General features: G+C 69.1%; 13 protein-coding genes. 4 read left to right on the top strand and 9 right to left on the bottom strand.

Going from position 1 to position 18,130, the window contains the following annotated elements; translation table 11 throughout:
• Positions 1-7: 7 nt before the first annotated feature.
• From ACYU7G_RS05825 to ACYU7G_RS05815, 3 genes are all read right to left on the bottom strand, one after another.
• Complete coding sequence (locus ACYU7G_RS05825; protein WP_461105738.1) at positions 8-3,280, bottom strand: carbohydrate binding domain-containing protein; 3,273 nt, start codon at positions 3,278-3,280, stop codon at positions 8-10.
• A 118-nt stretch (positions 3,281-3,398) separates the two neighbouring features.
• Complete coding sequence (locus ACYU7G_RS05820; protein ID WP_461105736.1) at positions 3,399-6,545, bottom strand: beta-xylosidase family glycoside hydrolase; 3,147 nt, start codon at positions 6,543-6,545, stop codon at positions 3,399-3,401.
• Positions 6,546-6,686: 141 nt separating this feature from the next.
• Positions 6,687-7,733 (bottom strand): LacI family DNA-binding transcriptional regulator, encoded by a 1,047-nt coding sequence (locus tag ACYU7G_RS05815; protein WP_461105734.1) that lies wholly within the window; start codon positions 7,731-7,733, stop codon positions 6,687-6,689.
• A 214-nt stretch (positions 7,734-7,947) separates the two neighbouring features.
• Here ACYU7G_RS05815 and ACYU7G_RS05810 point away from each other — a divergent pair, with 214 nt between their 5' ends.
• Positions 7,948-10,383, top strand: coding sequence for a bifunctional metallophosphatase/5'-nucleotidase (locus tag ACYU7G_RS05810; RefSeq protein ID WP_461105732.1), 2,436 nt, complete (start codon positions 7,948-7,950; stop codon positions 10,381-10,383).
• 77 nt (positions 10,384-10,460) lie between these two features.
• Here ACYU7G_RS05810 and ACYU7G_RS05805 read toward each other — a convergent pair whose 3' ends face one another.
• The 6 genes from ACYU7G_RS05805 to ACYU7G_RS05780 all read right to left on the bottom strand — a co-directional run bounded on the left by ACYU7G_RS05805 (position 10,461) and on the right by ACYU7G_RS05780 (position 14,639).
• Positions 10,461-11,414, bottom strand: a complete 954-nt coding sequence (locus ACYU7G_RS05805) for an Abi family protein (RefSeq protein WP_461105730.1) — start codon at positions 11,412-11,414, stop codon at positions 10,461-10,463.
• Positions 11,415-11,424: 10 nt separating this feature from the next.
• Positions 11,425-12,423, bottom strand: coding sequence for an ornithine carbamoyltransferase (gene argF / locus ACYU7G_RS05800; protein WP_461105728.1), 999 nt, complete (start codon positions 12,421-12,423; stop codon positions 11,425-11,427).
• 36 nt (positions 12,424-12,459) lie between these two features.
• Complete coding sequence (locus tag ACYU7G_RS05795; RefSeq protein WP_461105726.1) at positions 12,460-12,924, bottom strand: low molecular weight protein-tyrosine-phosphatase; 465 nt, start codon at positions 12,922-12,924, stop codon at positions 12,460-12,462.
• 157 nt (positions 12,925-13,081) lie between these two features.
• Complete coding sequence (locus tag ACYU7G_RS05790) at positions 13,082-14,014, bottom strand: serine hydrolase domain-containing protein (RefSeq protein ID WP_461105723.1); 933 nt, start codon at positions 14,012-14,014, stop codon at positions 13,082-13,084.
• On the bottom strand, positions 14,014-14,238 hold the full coding sequence (locus tag ACYU7G_RS05785; protein WP_461105721.1) for a hypothetical protein: 225 nt from the start codon (positions 14,236-14,238) through the stop codon (positions 14,014-14,016). Before ACYU7G_RS05785 ends, ACYU7G_RS05790 begins: the two co-directional genes overlap by 1 nt.
• A gap of 5 nt (positions 14,239-14,243) precedes the next feature.
• A complete protein-coding gene (locus tag ACYU7G_RS05780) occupies positions 14,244-14,639 on the bottom strand; it encodes a hypothetical protein (RefSeq protein ID WP_461105719.1) in 396 nt (131 codons plus the stop codon).
• 110 nt (positions 14,640-14,749) lie between these two features.
• On the opposite strand from ACYU7G_RS05780, the gene ACYU7G_RS05775 reads away from it, so the two are divergent.
• From ACYU7G_RS05775 to ACYU7G_RS05765, 3 genes are read left to right on the top strand one after another with little or no spacing between them, the layout of a single operon-like run.
• Complete coding sequence (locus tag ACYU7G_RS05775) at positions 14,750-15,436, top strand: response regulator transcription factor (protein WP_461105717.1); 687 nt, start codon at positions 14,750-14,752, stop codon at positions 15,434-15,436.
• Positions 15,433-16,854, top strand: a complete 1,422-nt coding sequence (locus tag ACYU7G_RS05770) for a sensor histidine kinase (RefSeq protein WP_461105715.1) — start codon at positions 15,433-15,435, stop codon at positions 16,852-16,854. The genes ACYU7G_RS05775 and ACYU7G_RS05770 overlap by 4 nt, the downstream gene beginning before the upstream one ends.
• Positions 16,855-16,876: 22 nt before the next feature.
• Positions 16,877-17,875, top strand: coding sequence for a DNA topoisomerase IB (locus tag ACYU7G_RS05765; RefSeq protein WP_461105713.1), 999 nt, complete (start codon positions 16,877-16,879; stop codon positions 17,873-17,875).
• The last annotated feature ends 255 nt before the right edge of the window (positions 17,876-18,130 follow it).

Genomic DNA, 18,130 nt, shown 5'->3' with positions numbered 1-18,130 from the left:
CGGCCGGTCAGTTGCTGAACCGCACCATGTTGTTGAACACCCAGTCACGGCTCTGGGTGAACCTGGTGGACCCGTCCGGGGCCGGCGAGGCCTGCACCAGGTCGGTGAGGATGTAGCTGCGGCAACCACCCCGGCCGGTCCGGGCCGTGTCGCACTCCGTGCGCCACTGCCTGCCCTCCGCCGAGGTCCACTCGTTGCCGTAACCGAGTGGGTTCTGGGCCCATTGCGCCCGGCTCATCAGCGGCAGGTAGGTCAGGTTGTTGTGCTGCCAACCCGTCGTCTGGACGTAGCGCCCGCCGGACTGGGCGACGCTGGTCCCCCAGATCGACGTGTTGCAACGCACCGTCTGCGAGTACGGCTCGCACTCGGTGTGCCACGTGCGGCCGTTCACCCTGTGGAACCCGGGCGTCGAGTAGACGTCCACCGTCGACGGGGTGCTCGGCGCAGCGGTCGGGGTGCCGCTGGGCGCGACGGTCGGGGAGGTGGACGGAGTCGGCTCCGGCGTGGGGGTCGGCTCCGGGGTGGGAGTCGGCTCCGGGGTGGGAGTCGGCTCCGGGGTCGGGGTCGGTTCCGGGGTCGGGGTCGGCTCCGGGGTCTCGCCCGGCTCCCCCGGCTCGTCGGCCTCGAAGGTCCAGTTGTTCACCTCGAGGAGGCGCTGGTCCTGCGGTCCGTGGAACACGAAGAACAGGTCGTGCACCCCGTCGGCGCCGGAGACGTCCGCGGTGGCGTCGCTCCACTCGCCCACGGCGCCGTCCACCTCGATGGTGGCGACGACGGGTCCGGTCTCGGAGTCCAGGCGGACCTCGATGCCGGCGCCCTCGACGAGCGGCTTCACCCGCGCGGTAACGGTGGCCGCGCCGTCGCCGAAGTCCACCGACGAGATGCCGGTGAAGTCGCCGTCGTCGATCTTGGTGAGCACGGTGTTGCCGTTGTCGTTGTGCTCGGGGAACTCGACGGAGGGGATGTCCACCTGCTCGGTGCGGACACCGAGCTGCCAGGCGAGGGTCTCCGCCTCGAAGGTGCGGTACGGGTCGAAGTCCTTGATCTGCTCGACGCCGGCGTTGGTGCCCTCGACCTCCTTGATGGTGCCGTCCTCGTTGAACTCCACCTCGTCCAGGTGGACGCTGCGGTAGTTGACGACGTTGCCGTTGTTGAGCGCGTCGCCCCAGGCAAGGCCCATCACCTGCGTGTGGTAGGTGAAGTAGGTCCTGCCCTGGTAGTTGAACACGTCGGAGTGGTTGTTGCCACCCGAGCCGGGGAACCACTTGCCGTGCGAGGCGAACAGCGTGCCGGCGAACTTCTCCCGCGTGAGGTCCATCGGGTCGTCGGTCATCATGTACGCGATCTGTCCGGCACCCGGATAGTCCTGGCCCTCGATCTTCTTGTCATCGTACTGAGCGTTGCCCACCGCGAAGTTCGACGAGTACGAGTAGTAGTAGGTGCCGTTGCGCTTGAACATCGAGGACGCCTCGAACATGCCGGGGCCGTCGATCTCAGTGATGCCCGCACCGCTCGGGTCGGCGAGCTTGGAGTAGTCGTTCGGGTCCAGCTTCACCACGCGGGTGGACTTCGGGTGGTACGGGTCCTGGGCGAAGTCCCAGTTGCCTCCGAAGTACAGGTACGGCTGGCCGTCGTCGTCGACGAAGACCTCCGGGTCGAACAGCCACATGCCCCCGGGGAACTGGATCGGGTTGTTCTGGCTGATCAGCATCTTGCCGTTGGGGTCGGTCCACGGGCCCAGCGGGGAGCCGCCGACGATGACGCCGGTGCCCGAGCCGCCGTTGCAGAAGTACAGGTAGACCTCCTCGGCACCGTCACCGTCCAGGTCCGCCGAGACGGCGGCGGGGGCCCAGGAGTTGCCGGCCCAGGTGGCGATGCCGTCCATGCCGGCCACCGGCACCTCGCCGTGGTCCACCCAGTTGACCATGTCGTCGGTGGAGATCACGTTGAGGTGGTTGATCCGGTCGTAGCCGCCGTCACGCTCGGGCAGGCCATTGGGCTTCTTGTCCGCCGTGCGGTACTGCTGATCGTCGCTGGTGGAGTAGATGTAGAGGCGGTCGTTGAAGACCAGGTGGTGCGGGTCGGCACCGAACTTGTGGCCCATGAGCGGGTTGTGGTCTCCCACCGGCTTGGACTGGATGTCCTCCACCGGTGACTTCGCACCGGGCTCGGGCGCCACCGGGACCTCGGCGACCTTCACGAGCGAGACGTTGTCGATCTCGAAGTCGACGAGGTCGGCCTCGGTCGGGTCCGCGGTCCAGGCGGTCTCGAAGAACGCGTTCTTCCAGTCGTCGACGCTGCCGACGTCCGCGTTGAGGACCCCGGCGATGAACTCGGCGTCGAAGCTGGTCCACTCGCCCTGCTCGGCATCGCGGGTCACCGCGTTGAAGCAGATGCCGTAGGTGAAGTTCTCGTCACAGATGGTGAACGAGAACCGCTGGGTGTCGTTGCCGCCCGTGTAGCGCAGGTCGGCTTCGAGGCGGTAGGTGGCACCGTCCTCGAGCTTGCCCGCCACGTCGGCGGCGGGTCCGGTGTTGGTCTGAGTGCGGCCGGTGATGCGCAGTGCGCTGTCCGACTCCGAGCCCGGGGAGACCACCGCGAGATCGCCCGCACGGCCGTCGACGACGTACCAACCCTCGCGCGTGCCCTCCTCGAAGGTACCCTCGGGGAGCAGCCCGGCGGGCGTGTCCAGGCGGACGACGCTCACGTCGTCGATCTGGAAGTCCACCGTGGAGGACCAAGGGGTCTCGAACTGGAAGTTCGAGAACACGGTCTCGGTGTGGGCCTCGGAGTAGTTCGGCGACTCCTCGGGCACGAACTCCAGCGAGTACTCGGTCCACTCGCCGCTACCCACCTGCTGGATGGCACCGGCGGCGGCCACGCAGGCCCCTGCGGCCGGGCAGTAGGCGAACCCGAACGGCTCACTGTCCTCGCCGACGGTGTGCTTGACCTGTGCGGTGACCAGATACCGGCCGTCGTGGGCGAGGGGCTCGGTGAACGTGCCCTTCAGTCCGTCGTAGAACGCCGCGCGGCCGGTGAGGGAGCCGCTGTTGTCTCCCGAAGCAGCGTCGTCGCTGAGGGCGAACTGTCCCCCGGCGGACTGGGTCCAACCGGTGGTGCCGTCCTCGAAGCCCGGGTTGACGACGATGTTGTCACCCGGCGCCGCGACCGCCTGGGGCAGCGTGACTACCGTCGTGGCGACGAGCCCGAGCAGGCTCATCCCGATCAATGCCCGGGACCCCGGGCTGCGCATCCTGCTGCGCGACCTACTGTTTCTCACTTGCTTCTCCTTTGATGCAGTTGCGGAGCGGGAGGGCGCCGGGGCGGCGCCCACCCGTGCGGCGGGCCGTGCGGCCCGCCGGGGCGGTGCGGATGGGACGGAGTCCACCCGTGCCGCCTCAGCTGCTGAACCGGACCATGTTGTTGAACACCCAGTCTTGGGTCGCCCGGTGGCTCCAGACGCCGTCGGCGCCCTGCTGCGAGACCACCAGGTCCGCCCAGATGTAGCTGCGGCATCCGCCGCGTCCGGTTCGTACGGTGTCGCACTCAGTACGCCACTGGCGGCCCTCCGACGAGGTCCACTCGCCCGCGTGGCCGAGGGGGTTCTGCGCCCATGCCTGCCTGGGCAGCAGGGGCAGGTAGGTCAGGTTGTTGAACGTCCACCCCGTGCGGCCGGCGAACTCGTCGTCGACGAGCTCGACGGTGGTGGCCCAGATGTCGGTGCGGCACCGCTGAGTCTGTGAGTACGGCTCGCAGGTGGTGTGCCAGGTCCGGCCGTTCACCCGATGGAATCCCGGGGTGCTGTACACGTCGACGGCGTCCGCGCCGGGGGTGGCGGTTGGCGTCGGGGCCGCTGTGGGGCTGGCCGACGGGGACGGGTCCGGTGACAACGAAGGCGTCGGGCTGGCCGACGGCGTCGGAGACGGGTCCGGTGAAGGTGAAGGCGTGGGTCCGGCAGCCGCTGCCGCGCGGAGCTGGGCCACGACGGCTGCCAACCGGTACGCCGGCGCGTCGATCTGGTTCTGCGTCGACGGTGACTCCACGGCCCGTGCGGCTACGAGGGCGCCCTGCAGTTCCTCCCACTGCTCGTCGGTCAGGTCGTCCCGGGCGAAGGTGCCCGCCGCCGCGACGGAGGCCTCCAGCAGGCTCCAGTCCAGCTCCTGTCCGTCGGAGCTCAGCGTGCCGCTGAGGAGGTAGTGGTCCACGTCGACGTGACCGCCGGTCTGCTCGAGGGCGTAGTTGAAGATGCCGAAGCGGTAACCCATGAAGTGCGACAGGCTCCAGTCCATCGTCAGGGGACCCGCCGGGGTGCCCAGGTCCTGCCAGGACCGGCCGTCCAGCGAGTAGCGGAACTGCACCCAGAGTTCCCCCGGGGAGCTCTCGAAGTCCGCGTCCGCCTTGAGGTGCACGTCGGTGGCGCCTCCCAGCTCGACAGTGGAGCCGGGGACGAAGGCCTCGGCCGCGTCCTGGTCGAAGGAGTCGGTGAACGGCTGCAGCCGCTGCACCACGCCGAGGGTGAGCTCGCCGTCGGCGCGCTTGACGCCGGCATAGGCGAAGCTGCGGGTGTAGGTGGCCAGGCCTGCGACGTCGCCGTCGAGCATCCCGGACACGTCAAGGCTGATCTCCGCCGAGGCCTTGGGCCCGAACGTCCGCTGGGACAAGGTGTTGCGCGCCTCCTCCAGGTGGGCGAGTTCGCGTCCGGCGGCCTTGCTGTAGTCGGCCTCCCCGGTGACGACGTGACCGTTGGTCAGGCGGAGCCACCCCGGGCGCTCGGTCAGGGACCAGTAGCGGTTGTCCGGGTTGTGGTTCCACTCCCAGGCCAGGTCCAGGTCGGACCCGTTGTACGCGTACTCCGCCTCCACCGGGAGCTCCTGCGCGGGGGCCTCTCCGACGAATGAGATGTCGTCCACGAGGTAGTCCACCTGGTCCGCCGGGGTCTGGTTCGGACCCCACGGGGTCTCAACCACCAGGGTGACGTCGCCCACGTCGTCGCCCTCGGGGACGGTGAAGCTGCCCTCGACGGCGGTCCACTCCCCCCTCGTCGCGACAGCGCTGGCGGCCTGCTTGATGCCGCCGCCGTAGCTGAGCCCGAGGATGAATCCCATGGTGTCGGGGCCCTCGTCGTAGCGGACCCGCATGGAGGAGTTGTAGGTGACCCCTGTCTGCAGCTTCCCGTCCAGGACCTGTCCCGGGCCGGATCCGTTGTTGATGCGACCCGAGACGGCCAGCACGTCGGAATCGCCGTCGGCGACCACCTCGAGATCCGCTGTGTACTGAACCTCCCACGGCTCCACGCCGGCCTCGAAGTCGCCGTTGTCGAGCAGTTCGACACCCAGGAGGGACTCGTCGACGTCGGGCGCGTCGGGCAGTTCCCAATGCTCGTCACGGAAAGCCTTGTGGGCGGCGTCGTTGGCGAAGTCGTCGGAGGCCACGACGCTCTTGAGGCGCTGGGCGGCAGCGAGCTCGGGCGGCAGGTCGACCAGGTGGTCGAACTCGTCGCCGACGTGGACCTCGCCCCGGTCGCCGAACGTCGGCCAGCCGTCGCTCCAGGTGGCGGGTATGAGGGCCGGGATCCGACCGACGGGGAAGGTGTCGCGGAAGAAGAAGCCGTGCCAGTGGGTCTCCCCGTCCGTGGTGACCGGGACGAGACTGCCCTGCGCGAACCCGTCGGAGTCGAGGACACCCCTGGCCTCGTAGGTGTTCTCGCCATCGGGCGCGGTGTAGCGGCCGAGCAGTTCCTCGGAGCGCAGCAGGACCACCTGGCGTCCGCCACCCGGGGGCCAGGTGATGGTGGGGATGTAGTAGTAGCCGTCGAACCAGAAGACCTGCTGGCCCTCGTAGGCCGACGTCATGCCGGGCACGTCGGGGTAGTCGCGGTGGGTGGTGATGTCCGGATACTCGGCCACCACCGTGGTGAGGTCGTCGCTCAACTGCACGGCGCTGGTGCTGCCGCCGCCGTAGAACAGGTAGGGGGTGCCGCCGTCGGCCTCGTCGAAGAACAGTGACATGTCGTGGAACCCGCGTCCCAGGGCTATCCGCTCCCACACGCCGTCCTCGACGTCGTCGGTCCAGAAGATGTAGCCACCACCGACGTTGTTGGTGTTGAAGGCCACGTAGAACCTGCCGTCGTGGTAGCGCAGCGTGCTCGCCCACTGTCCGGCACCGTAGGAGTTCTCGCCGTTGCGCAGGGACGACGCGTCACCCATGCTGAGCCGGTCGTAGACGTAGTTGACGATCTCCCAGTTCACGAGGTCGTAGGACTTCATGATGGGCGCGCCCGGGCTGAGGTGCATCGTGGTGCTGATCATGTAGTAGACGTCGCGCCCCTCACCGCTCTCGGCGGCGGGCACGTGGGCGACGCTCATGTCTGGGACATCGGAGTTCAGGACGGGCACGGAGTAGGTGCCGTCGCCCCCGTCGGTGCTGGTGAGGCTGCGGACCACGTCCGGGTCCTCGGCATGGGCACGGGAACCGGACAGGGTGCCTCCGAGCGCCAGTGCGACGACGAGGCCAACGAGTACGGGGCGCAACAGATTATCGACCATGACAAGCTCCTTTGCCTGCATCTGGGAGGACCCGGACGGGAATGTTACCGGGAACACGATGAAAGTATACCGATCAACCTCGGCCGTCAAGGGCTAGGCCGGAAGTGGGTCCGGATCACATCGAGGGTGGCCCGTCGGCGCTCAGCCGAGGGGACGCGTCGACTCGCGCTCGACGACGCGGGCCGTCGGCATCAGCAGCCGTCCCGGGGGCAGGTCCGCGGTCTGCTCGAGGCGGCTGCGCAGCAACGAACAGATGGCATCGGCCATGGCGTCGTGGTCCGGTTCGACGCTGGTCAACGACGGCACGAGATGGGCGTCCAGCGCGAGGTTGTCGAACCCCACCACCTGGACGTCGGAAGGGACGTGCAGTCCGCGTTCCCACAGAGCCCGCAACGCACCGATGGCACCGGCGTCGGTGACGGCGAAGACCGCGTCGAACGTGAGGCCCTGGTCCAGCGCCGCGGACAGTGCGGCGTGCGACGCGGCCGTGTCCGGTTCGCACGCCAGCACAAGCGTCTCGTCGAGCGCCACGTCGGCGGTCTCGAGGGCGGCCAGGTAGCCGCGGGTACGCAGGCCCTGCATGCTTTCCCCCAGCGAGAGGTCGCCGCCGAGCAGGACCACACGGCGGGCACCTGCCCCCAGGAGCAGTCGGCACGCCATCTGGGAGCCGCCGACGTTGTCCATGATCACGTGGTCCAGACCGGCGGACAGCGCCCGCTCACCCACCAGCACCACGGGCCGGCTGGTCGAGAACTGTTGGATGTCAGCGGTCTGCCCGGCGGCCAGGGCCAGCACGTAGCCGTCGTAGAGGTCCAGGTGGGCGTCGGCCAGGGTGGCAAGCTCACCCGCGACGGTGCCCTGCGTGTGCTCGACCACCAGCCGCAGGCCCTCGGCCGCGAACCGCTCCGTGAGCCGGGCGGCGAGTTCGGCGTAGTAGGCCGTGGCGAGGTCCGGGACACCGAGCCCGATGAGACCGCTGCGGCCCTGCTTCAACTGCCGCGCGGACATGTTGAGGCGGTACCCAAGTTCGCGGATCGCCTCCAGAACCCGCAGTCTGGTGCCCTCACTGACCCGGGCGCCGCGGCCGTTGACCACGTTGGAGACCGTCATGGCGGAGACGTCGGCCCGCCGGGCCACGTCCTGCATGGTGACCTTGCCCGGATTCCTCGGCGCCGACGATGCTGCCATCGGGCCAGCGTACCGGCTGCCGGCACCGTGCCATGACCTCGCGGAGCGGTGACGAGCGCCTGGTTTTCGACACGGGAAAGGCCTGCAGGTGACGGCCCAGTTACTCGCAGGTGAACGACACCTTAACCCCTTGACCTTTCGCATGGGGGCCGAAAGAGTGTCGTCAAGGACCCGAAATGGCATCATCTGATGCCCGACAGGAAAGAAGCGCACGATGAAACTTTCCCGACGTCTGACGGCCGGTGTGGCCGCTCCAGCAATGGTGCTGGGCGGCCTGACACTCGGCACGGCAGCAGCACCGACCGTGGCCAACGCCGCGGAGATGTGTGAGGCACCGGACCAAACCGTCAGCATCTTCAGCTACAACGACTTCCATGGACGCGTCGGCCAGTACGACTCCTTCACGGACTCGAACGTCTACACCGCAGCGGACCTGTTCACGCCCGTCGAGGACGAACGCGCCGCCCTGGGCGTGGACAACGTCGCGCTCATCAGCAACGGTGACGACATCGGCGGCTCCACCTTCGTCTCGATGATCCAGGACGACTTCCCCACGCTGGACATCCTCAACGAGATCGGGCTGGACTCGGCCACCACCGGCAACCACGAGTACGACAAGGGCGCCGCGGACCTCCTGGACCGTGTGGTTCCCTACGTGAACCACCAGATGATCGTGTCCAACGTGCGCGACGCCTCGGGCGAGGTCCCCACGGGCCTCGAGACCCACACCACCTTCGAGAAGGGCGGCATCACCATCGCCGTCGTCGGCGCCGTGACCGGCTCACTGCCGAGCCTCGTGTCCCCCGCCGGCATCGAGGGCCTCACCGTCACCAACCCGGTGGACGCCATCAACGAGGTCATCGACTCCCTCGGCGACGACGTCGACTTCGTGATCGCGTCCCTCCACGAGGGTGCACCCGACGGAGACGCCACCATCGACGAGAACATCGCGGCCAGCGGCGCCTTCGCCGCCATCGCCGAGGGTATCTCGGCCGACGCGGACCTGATCCTGAACGCCCACACGCACCAGATCTACGACTGGGAGACCGCCAACGGCACCCCGATCGTGCAGGCCGGCCAGTACGCCGAGCACCTCATGAAGATCGAGATCGGCATCGACGCGGCGGGCGAGTACTGCGGCTTCATCGGCACCGAGCTGGTAGAGCCGGGCGACTCCGCCGCCAGCACCTCGCCGGTGATCCAGGACATCCGCGACATCACCGACGAAGCCATCGCAACCGCGGCTGTCGAGGGCAACGTGGCGGTCGGCTTCGCGAACGAGGCCGTCTCCACCCCGGGCAGCGGGGGCTCGGGCACCCGCAACGTCGAGTCCCCGATGTCCAACATGGTGGCCGAGATGTTCTACGATCAGCTCAGCGCCGGCGACACCGAGTTCATCGGCATGCAGAACCCGGGCGGCACCCGCACCAGCTTCGACCGCGGCATCATCACCTACGAGGAGGCCGCCCTCGTACTGCCCTTCGCCAACTCCCTGATGACCACCCAGATCACGGGTGAGCAGCTGAAGCTGGTGCTGGAGCAGCAGTGGCAGCGCGACGAGAACGGCGAGGAGTACGAGGAGACGCCCAGCCGTCCGTTCCTGGCCCTCGGCCTGTCCCAGAACGTCAGCTACACGATGGACGAGTCCCGTGAGTGGGGAGACCGGATCACCTCGATCTCCATGAACGACGAGCCCATCGACCCGGCCAAGCTCTACACCGTCGGCTCCGGCTCCTTCCTGATCGCAGGTGGCGACAACTTCTGGGAGCTCGGCAACGGCGTCAACACCGCCGACACCGGCCGCGTGGACCTCGAAGCCTGGGTGGACTGGATCGGCAGCGGCGACGCGCTGAGCCCGGACTACTCCAAGCGCGGCGTCTCCGTGACCGGGGAGATCGGCACCCTCACCGAGGGCGACGCACCCGTGGAGCTCACCGTCGGCCAGCCCCTCGAGGGCGGCATGCAGGTGGACACGCTCGACATGCTCCTCGACGCCGAAGGCGCCAGGGTCTCCCCGCAGCTGCCGAACACCAACGTCAGCGCCTGGATCGGCGACGAGCTCGTCGGCGGCGGCGAGGTCACCGACGGCGTCGCCACCGTCAACCTGGCCGTGCCGCAGGGCACCGACCTGGCCGCGGGCGAGCACACCGTCACCCTGGTGGTGGAGCCCTCCGGCACCGAGATCTTCCTCCCGGCCACCGTGGCCCTGACCGAGGATCCCGTGGAGCCCGAGAAGCCCCTCGACGTGTACACCACGCCGGGCATGCACCACCACAACGGGCGCCAGTGGATGACGGCCTGCGAGCCCTACTCACAGACCGAGCGCTGCTGGACCCTGATCTGGGCCACGCAGGTGGACCTCGTCAACGGACAGGTGTTCAAGCGCAACGCCTGGACGTTCAACAACCTGACCTACCTGCCGATGTCGCGCAGCGCCTGGGCCAACAACCCGCTGGGCAACACCGGTGAGTGGACCGACGCCGCCGGCCGCCAGTGGCGCACCGAGTGCGACACCGCGACCACCGGCAAGAACGCCTGCCGCACCTACGTCCAGTCGCGCGTGGTCTCCTCCGTCGCCCGTCCGGACGGTGGCTACAACTACGTGCCCGAGACGAAGTGGGTGTTCAACAACATCGTCCGCTTCAGCTGACACGCAAAGGGGCTCCGCCCCCGTAGACCCCCGCAGGCGCATGTCTGCGGGGGTCCTCGCGTTCTGGGAGCAGAGCCTCAGAAGGAGTCGGGGTCGGCGGCGGCGATGGCGCGCGCCCAGAACGGGTCCTCGGTCCAGTCCGCCGGGAATCCCATGGTCTCCCGCTCCAGTTCCCGCCCCGCCAGCAGCGCGGCCAGCTCACTGGCCCAGGGGCTCGTCGGGGACACGGTGAACAGCATCGACTGCACGGCGGAGAACACGCAGTACATCGTCTGGGCAGCCTCCTCCAGGAGCTTGTCCCAATGCCGCGGCCACTCGACTGCATCCTGGTGCGGCACCACCGGGTAGCGCTCGAGCCGCACGTCCCACATCCGTTCGTGGTGCGCGGCCAGGTTGCGCAGCCTCACGAAGACGTCGAGCCAGGAGGACAGGACGGCATCGGTGGAGCCGAGTCCCCTGGCGATGGCGCGGCGATGCGCCGGCTGCTTGAGGGCCTTGTGGACCCGGTTCAGCTGCCCGATGCTCAGCACCTCCACCATCAGCCACGACGGCGGCAGTTCGGGGGTGCGGTAGCGCCGGAGGTAGTCCTGCAACGCGGGGAACGGCTGCTCGAGGGCCTGTGCGACGTTGCCCTGCAGCACCTTGAAGTCATTGTCCTGGGCGAAGTAGTGGGGCCGGGTGTACCAGTGGGAGTCGCCCGCCACCTGGCTCATGACCTCACTCAGCGCGGCCCGGAACGCGATCTCGATGCGGGCGAGCGCGTCCATGGCGAGGAGGCGGAGGTCGCGGTCGAAGGAGTACAGGGACAACACGTCGGCGAAGGTGGTCCCGGGCCGGATCCGGTGCCCCTTGCCCTGCTTCTCGAACGGACGCAGGTAGGGCGCCAGCCGGTAGTAGCCGATGTGGAACACCGCGTCGCGGGACAGTTCCCGGTCCGGCACCTCCAGTCCGCGGGCCACCAGCAGGTCCACCAGTTCGGCACTGCTGAGCGGTGGCTTGGCGAAGTGGCCGCCTCCCCTGCCGTTGCCCATGGCTGTCGGCTCAGTCGGCCAGGGTGGCCACCAGCACGGCCTTGATGGTGTGCATCCGGTTCTCGGCCTGGTCGAACACGATGCTGGCCTCCGACTCGAACACGTCGTGGGTGACCTCGAGGGCACTCAGTCCGGTGGCCTGGAAGAGTTCCTCCCCCACCGTCGTGTTCCGGTCATGGAACGCGGGCAGGCAGTGCATGAACTTCACGTCCGGGTTGCCGGTCAGCGCCAATAGTTCCGCGTTGACCTGGTAGGGCCGCAGCAGTTCGATCCGCTCGGCCCACAGCTCCTTGGGCTCACCGAGGGAGACCCACACGTCGGTGGAGACGAAGTCCACCCCGGCCACACCCGCGGCGACGTCGTCGGTCACGGTGATCCGGGCACCGGTGGTGGCGGCGATCTCCCGCGCCTTCGCCAGCACGTCCGGGGCGGTCTGCTGCTGCTCGGGCGCGACGAGGCGGATGTCGGAGCCCATCATCACCGCGGAGATCAGGGTGGAGTTGCCGACGTTGTTGCGCACGTCACCGACGAAGGCGTAGCTGACCTGGTCCAGGGGCTTGCCGGAGTGCTCCATCATGGTGAGCTGGTCGGCCAGCATCTGGGTGGGGTGCCAGTCGTCGGTGAGGCCGTTGAACACGGGCACGCCGGCGTGCTGGGCGAGCGTCTCCACCGTCGCCTGCGCGGCGCCGCGGTACTCGATGCCGTGGTACCAGCGGCCCAGCACCCGGGCGGTGTCCGCGGCGGACTCCTTGTGCCCGACCTGCGAGCCCGACGGATCGAGGTAGGTGGTGTTGCCGCCCTGCTCGGCGACGGCCACCTCGAAGGCGCAGCGGGTCCGCGTGGAGGTCTTCTCGAAGATGAGGGCGACGTTGCGGCCGCGCAGCCGCTGCTCCTCGCGGCCCTCACGGCGGGCGGCCTTCAACTCTGCGGACAGTTCCAGCAGCCCGCGCCACTCGTCGCTGGTGAAGTCGAGTTCCTTGGTGAAGCTGCGTCCCCTGAGGTCTCCCACGCTTGCGGCCTTTCGTCGCCTTTCGAAGACAGCAGACTACCGGGCGGAGGCGAGCACCTCGTCGAGGATTCCGGGGATGGCGGCCTCGACGTCGGCGAGCGTGGAGTGGAAGCCCTCGGCGTCGCCGTACCAGGGGTCCTCGAGCGCGGTGCCGGGGGCCATGTCCGGGTTGAAGTCGTTGAGGAGCCGGATGTTGTCCGCACCGGGACTCATCCGGCGCAGCCGCTCCACCTGGTAGGGCTCGACCGCAACCACCAGGTCCGCGGCCTCCACGTCGGCGGCGGTGATCTGGCGGGCGCGGTGGCCGTCGGTGTCGTACCCGGCGGCCCTGAGGACGGCGACGGCGCGCGGGTCGATGGGGTTGCCGGCCTCCTCGGTGGAGAGGGCGTAGCTGGAGATCTCCAGGTCCAGGCCGCGGTCCGCGGCCACCCGGCGGGCCACCCGCTCGGCCATCGGTGAGCGGCAGATGTTGCCCAGGCAGACGAAAACGAGTGAGGTCATGGCCCCAGCCTAGGCAACCTCCGGGAAGCGTCCCTGCGAACAGGTCGGTAGACCGACCCCAACGCAAGGGACTTGCCAACGGGTCGGCAGGGCTCTGGGCAAGCGTCCTGCGTACGGGTTGGTAGACCGACCCCATCGCAAGGCTCTTGCGGACGGGTCAGCCGAGTTCGGGCAGGACGCCGTCCCAGACGGCGCGCAGCACGTCGTACATCTCGAACTCCTCGTGGCTGGTGACAGTGACCACGGCCCGCTGCTCGGGTGCGACGACGACGAACTGGCCGCGGTTGCCGTCGGCGCGCCAGATGCCGTCGGGGGTGCAGTCCCAGACCCCGAACCCGTAGCGCAGGGCCTCGGGCTCGTCGTGGCCGGTGTCCACCCAGTCGGTGTGCATGGCGTCGATCCAGTCAGACGGCACCAGTTGCCGCCCGTCCCACTGGCCCCGCTGCAGCAGCAGTCTGCCCATCCGCGCCAGTTCGTCGGTGCGCAGGTGGAGGCCGTAGGCGCTGACGGTGTGGCCGGCGAGGCAGGTGGCCCACAGCGGGTTCAGGATGCCGAGCGGTTCGAAGAGGGTGGGCAGCAGGAAGTCCCGCAGGCTCTGCCCCGCGACGGCTGCCAGCGCGCGGCCCAGCATGTAGGTGGATCCGTTGGAGTACTCGAACACCTCGCCGGGGGCGTGCCGCAGCGAGGCGGCGTAGAACTGGCCGGCCAGGTCCGCGGCGAGCTTCTCCTCCTCGGTGAACACCGTGGAACTGCTGCCGGAGGTCATGGTGAGCAGGTGGCCCATCGTGATCTCGCCGGCGCCGTCGGCCACGGGGCCCTGCGGTTCGACGACGTCCACCAGCCGGGTGTCCAGACCGATGAGACCCTGTCCCTGCAGGATCCCGAACGCCAGGGAGGTGAACGTCTTGGAGCAGGAGAAGACGTGGGTCGGGTCGTCGGAACGCCAGCGCACCTCGAGGTCGGTGTGGCCCTCCCGGTGGAGGTGGATGCCTTGGGCGCCGAGCCCGGTCTCGTCGATGATGCGGACGAACTCCGCCAGCTCCGCGGGTGCCTGCTCGCCCTGGTCCACCCGGACCGGCGTGGGCCGCATCAGAGGATGTAGGTGGGCAGGCAGATGATGGCGAACAGCACGAAGGCGATGAACAGGGCGATCGAGATGATCGCCTCCTTGCCGAAGGCCTCGATGAACTGGGGGCCCTCCTCCTCGCCGTCGGCCGCTTCGGGGGCGGTCTCGGGCGCCTCCTCGAGGACGTCGGCCTCAGGGGCGCCTCCCTGCGCCTCGGCGGGGTTGTCGGTGCTTGGTTGCGTGGACATTTGCCTCACCCGATCAGTCGGTTGATGTCTGCGTGGAGGGCCACCCCGAGCACGAGGAACACGACGGCCATGAACCACGTGTAGAGCCACTTCATGCGGTGGTCGGAGATCCAGAACCGGCGGACGCTGTGGACCCCGTTGACGACGGCGACGATGCACAGCGCGATTCCGATGGGAGCGGCGAAGACCCCGGCGAAGCTGAGCAGCGGAACCGCGATGGGGACCACCAGGTAGGTGATCAGGCAGCGGATGGCGGAGATCACCAGCGAGGTCCGGAACGCCTTGTGGGCGTCGCCGACGACCTTCTTGTCCGTCGTCGACACACGCAACAGCCTGCGCATGAACCGGTCTGCCGCGCTGCGGGTCTCGGCCGTTGCCGAGACGTTCACCTGAGTGGTCACTTGCTCTCCTGGGACGAGCTTCATCCCGATACTAACCCAAGCCCCGCTGTGACATCCGGGCGGGGCCCGTCGGTCCCGGCCAACCGCCGCCGGTTGGGTAGGGTATTGCCATGCAGATCCTGGTGGTGGACGACGATCAGGCCGTCCGTGACTCCCTCGCGCGCTCGCTGAAGTACTCGGGCGACGAGGTCATCACGGCCGGCGACGGCATCGAGGCCCTGGCCAAGCTCGCCGGGCACACCCCCGACGCCGTGATCATGGACGTCATGATGCCGCGCCTCGACGGCCTGGAGGCCACCCGGATGCTGCGGGAGAGCGGCAACGACGTCCCCATCCTCATCCTGACGGCGCGCGACGCCGTCGGTGACCGCGTGGACGGGCTGGACGCCGGCGCCGACGACTACATGGTCAAGCCCTTCGCCCTCGACGAGCTGCTCGCCCGCCTGCGCGCCCTCACGCGCCGCTCCAAGCCGGCCGCGGAGAACGACTCCAAGACGCTCAGCTTCGCCGACGTCACGCTGGACCCGCAGCACCGCGAGGTGACCCGGGCCGGCCAGCACATCTCCCTCACCCGCACCGAGTTCGCGCTGCTGCAGGCGTTCATGGAGAACCCCCGCAAGGTGCTGGAGCGCAGCACCCTGCTGAACGAGGTGTGGGGTTTCGAGTTCCCCGCCACCGCGAACTCCCTCGAGGTCTACATCGGCTACCTGCGCCGCAAGACCGAGGCCGGCGGCCAGTCCCGCCTGATCCACACCGTCCGTGGCGTCGGGTACGTCCTGCGTGAAACTCCCCCGTGATCGGTAGCCTCTGGATCAGACTGAGACGCGGCGTTGAACGGATCGTCACCGGCCAGAGCCTCCAGGGCCGTCTGGCCTCCCTGACGGGCATCAGCGTCGCGCTCGCCGTGCTGCTGGTGGGCACCACCGCCTACGTCATCACGCGCTGGTCCCTGCTCGACGAACTGGACCAGGAGCTCACCTCCACCGCCCTGACCGCCACCGCCACCATCGGCGACGACGTCTCGGGCTTCGGCGGGCTGAACGTGACCGGTCTACGGGGCCCGGACGAGGTGCTCGCCGTGGTCTCGGTGAACGGTGACACGCGCACCTCGTCGGGCCAGACCGTGGTGCTGCCGGGCGGCCCGACGGAGATCGCGATCGCGCGCCTCCAGCAGGGTTCTTCCGCGCGTTCGGTGACGCTCAGCGACGGCCGCCAGTTCCGGGTGGTCTCGGTGCCGCTGCAGTCCAGCAACGGCGGCTACGCCGTCATGTACGGGCGCTCGCTGGAGCCGCTGCAGTCCACCCTGCGTTCGCTGTGGGTGGTGATCGCCCTGTCCGGTCTGGTGGGCATCCTGACCACGACGGTGGCGGTGCTCGTGGTGGCCAAGGGCGCCCTGGCGCCGGTGCGGCGGCTCTCGCGCGCGGTGCGCAACGTCACCCAGACCGACCAGCTGAACCCCATCCGCATCTACGGCAACGATGACCTGGGCGAGCTCACCAAGTCGTTCAACGGCATGCTGCGCTCGCTGCAGACCTCCCGTGAGCAGCAGCGCCAGCTGATCGCCGACGCCGGCCACGAGCTCCGCACGCCCCTCACGTCGATGCGCACCAACGTCGAACTCCTGGTCGCCGACGACACTTCCGGCATGCTGCCCGAGGGTGCCCGCACCGAGATCCTCGCCGACGTCTCGGCCCAGCTGGGCGAGTTCTCCGCCCTGGTGGGCGACCTCGTCGCCCTGACCCGCGACGACCACCTCCAGCGCCCCCACGAGGAGCTGGACCTCTCCGACGTCGTCGACTCCGCCGTCGAACGAGCCCAGCGCCGCGGCCCCATGATCACGTTCAACGTGCAGCTGGAGCCCACCCACATCCTCGGCGACGCGTCCACGCTGGAGCGGGCAGTGACCAACCTGCTGGACAACGCCGTGAAGTTCTCCCCGGCCGCCGGGGTGATCGACGTCATCCTCGCCGACGGCGCGCTCACCATCATCGACGACGGCCCCGGCATCGCCGAGGACGACCTGCCGCACATCTTCGACCGGTTCTACCGCTCGGACCGTGCCCGCAACACCCCCGGCACCGGCCTCGGCCTCTCGATCGTGGTGCACACCGCCGAGGCGCACGGCGGCACGGTGAAGGCCGGCAACGAGCCCGGCAAGGGCGCCAAGTTCACGATGAAGCTCCCACTGTTGCCCGCACTTCCCTTCGACGAGTAGCCGGAGGGGCTAGCTTCTACCCATGACGCGATTGCGCAGGGTGGACGCAGCAATGCCCGGCTGGACGCGACGCCGCGCCGGCAAGGGGTTCAGCTACCTCGACGGCGACGGGAACCGCCTCCCCGAGGAGGACGTCGAACGGATCCGCGCGCTGGCCATCCCGCCGGCGTGGACCGACGTGTGGATCTGCCCCGTCCCGAACGGCCACCTGCAGGCGGTCGGCACCGACGACGCCGGCCGCAGGCAGTACCTCTACCACCCGGAGTGGCGCGGGAAGCGGGACCGGCTGAAGTTCGAGAAGATCACCGCCGCGGCCACCCGTCTGCCGGGGGCGCGCCGTCGGATCTCGCGGGACATCGCGGCCGAGGGCATGGGGCTGGAGCGGGCGTGCGCGACCGCGGTGCGGCTGCTGGATGTCGGCTACTTCCGGATCGGCAACGACGCCTACGCCGACGCCAACGGCTCCTTCGGGCTGACGACGCTGGAGCGTCGGCACGTGCGGCGGCGGGGCGACTCGATGGTGTTCAGCTTCGAGGGCAAGTCCGGGATCGCCCACACCGTGGTGGTGGACGACGAGGCGGCCGTGGCGGCGCTGGAGGTGATGCGCTCGCGCCGCGCCGACGACGCCCACCTGTTGGCGCACAAGGCCGACGGGCACTGGCGCCCCCTGGGCGCGAGCGAGGTCAACCAGTACCTGGCTGAACTCTTCGACGGCGAGGTGACGGCCAAGGACTTCCGGACCTGGCACGCGACGGTGATCGCCGCCGAGGTGCTGGCCCTCACCGACGAGCCGGGCGACAGCAAGGCGTCCCGGCAGCGGGCGGTGAAGCAGGCGGTGCTGGAGACCTCCAACTACCTGGGCAACACCGCGGCGGTTGCCCGCAACTCCTACATCGACCCGCGCGTCATCGACCACTACGAGGCCGGCGAGACCATCCGCACCGCCGCCACCCGCCGGTACCGCACCCCCACGGCCCGGCAGGGCGGGCTCGAGAAGGCGCTGCTCGAACTGCTCGGCTGACTGTCGGGTGACGGTGCGGACCGCCCTGCTGCTGCGGCGCTGGTGACAGGTGTGAACGACACGCCGCGTTCAGGCTCTGGAGAGCCCGGGGACGGCGTGTCGTTCACGCCTGTCACCACCCGAGGGCGCCAGCCGCCACACCCGGGGCGGAGCGGAGTTGGTCACCGCTTCGGTTCGCCGACCGCCTCGAAGTCCGGCTGGAGCTTGTTGGGCCACCAGATCCGACGGCCCACGTCCAGCCCCAGCGCCGGCACC

This window comes from Tessaracoccus terricola, from assembly GCF_054776555.1.
Note: the sequence above shows the minus strand (reverse complement) of the source record. Positions and strands in the feature narration are given on the sequence as shown.

Bases quoted from the DNA above. Each gene is read 5' to 3' on its own strand.
- ACYU7G_RS05805 (WP_461105730.1), bottom strand. From the start codon at position 11,414: ATGGGCAACGGCAGGGGAGGCGGCCACTTCGCCAAGCCACCGCTCAGC.
- ACYU7G_RS05790 (WP_461105723.1), bottom strand. From the start codon at position 14,014: ATGCGGCCCACGCCGGTCCGGGTGGACCAGGGCGAGCAGGCACCCGCG.
- ACYU7G_RS05785 (WP_461105721.1), bottom strand. From the start codon at position 14,238: ATGTCCACGCAACCAAGCACCGACAACCCCGCCGAGGCGCAGGGAGGC.
- ACYU7G_RS05795 (WP_461105726.1), bottom strand. From the start codon at position 12,924: ATGACCTCACTCGTTTTCGTCTGCCTGGGCAACATCTGCCGCTCACCG.
- ACYU7G_RS05810 (WP_461105732.1), top strand. From the start codon at position 7,948: ATGAAACTTTCCCGACGTCTGACGGCCGGTGTGGCCGCTCCAGCAATG.
- ACYU7G_RS05775 (WP_461105717.1), top strand. From the start codon at position 14,750: ATGCAGATCCTGGTGGTGGACGACGATCAGGCCGTCCGTGACTCCCTC.
- ACYU7G_RS05815 (WP_461105734.1), bottom strand. From the start codon at position 7,733: ATGGCAGCATCGTCGGCGCCGAGGAATCCGGGCAAGGTCACCATGCAG.
- ACYU7G_RS05765 (WP_461105713.1), top strand. From the start codon at position 16,877: ATGACGCGATTGCGCAGGGTGGACGCAGCAATGCCCGGCTGGACGCGA.
- ACYU7G_RS05820 (WP_461105736.1), bottom strand. From the start codon at position 6,545: ATGGTCGATAATCTGTTGCGCCCCGTACTCGTTGGCCTCGTCGTCGCA.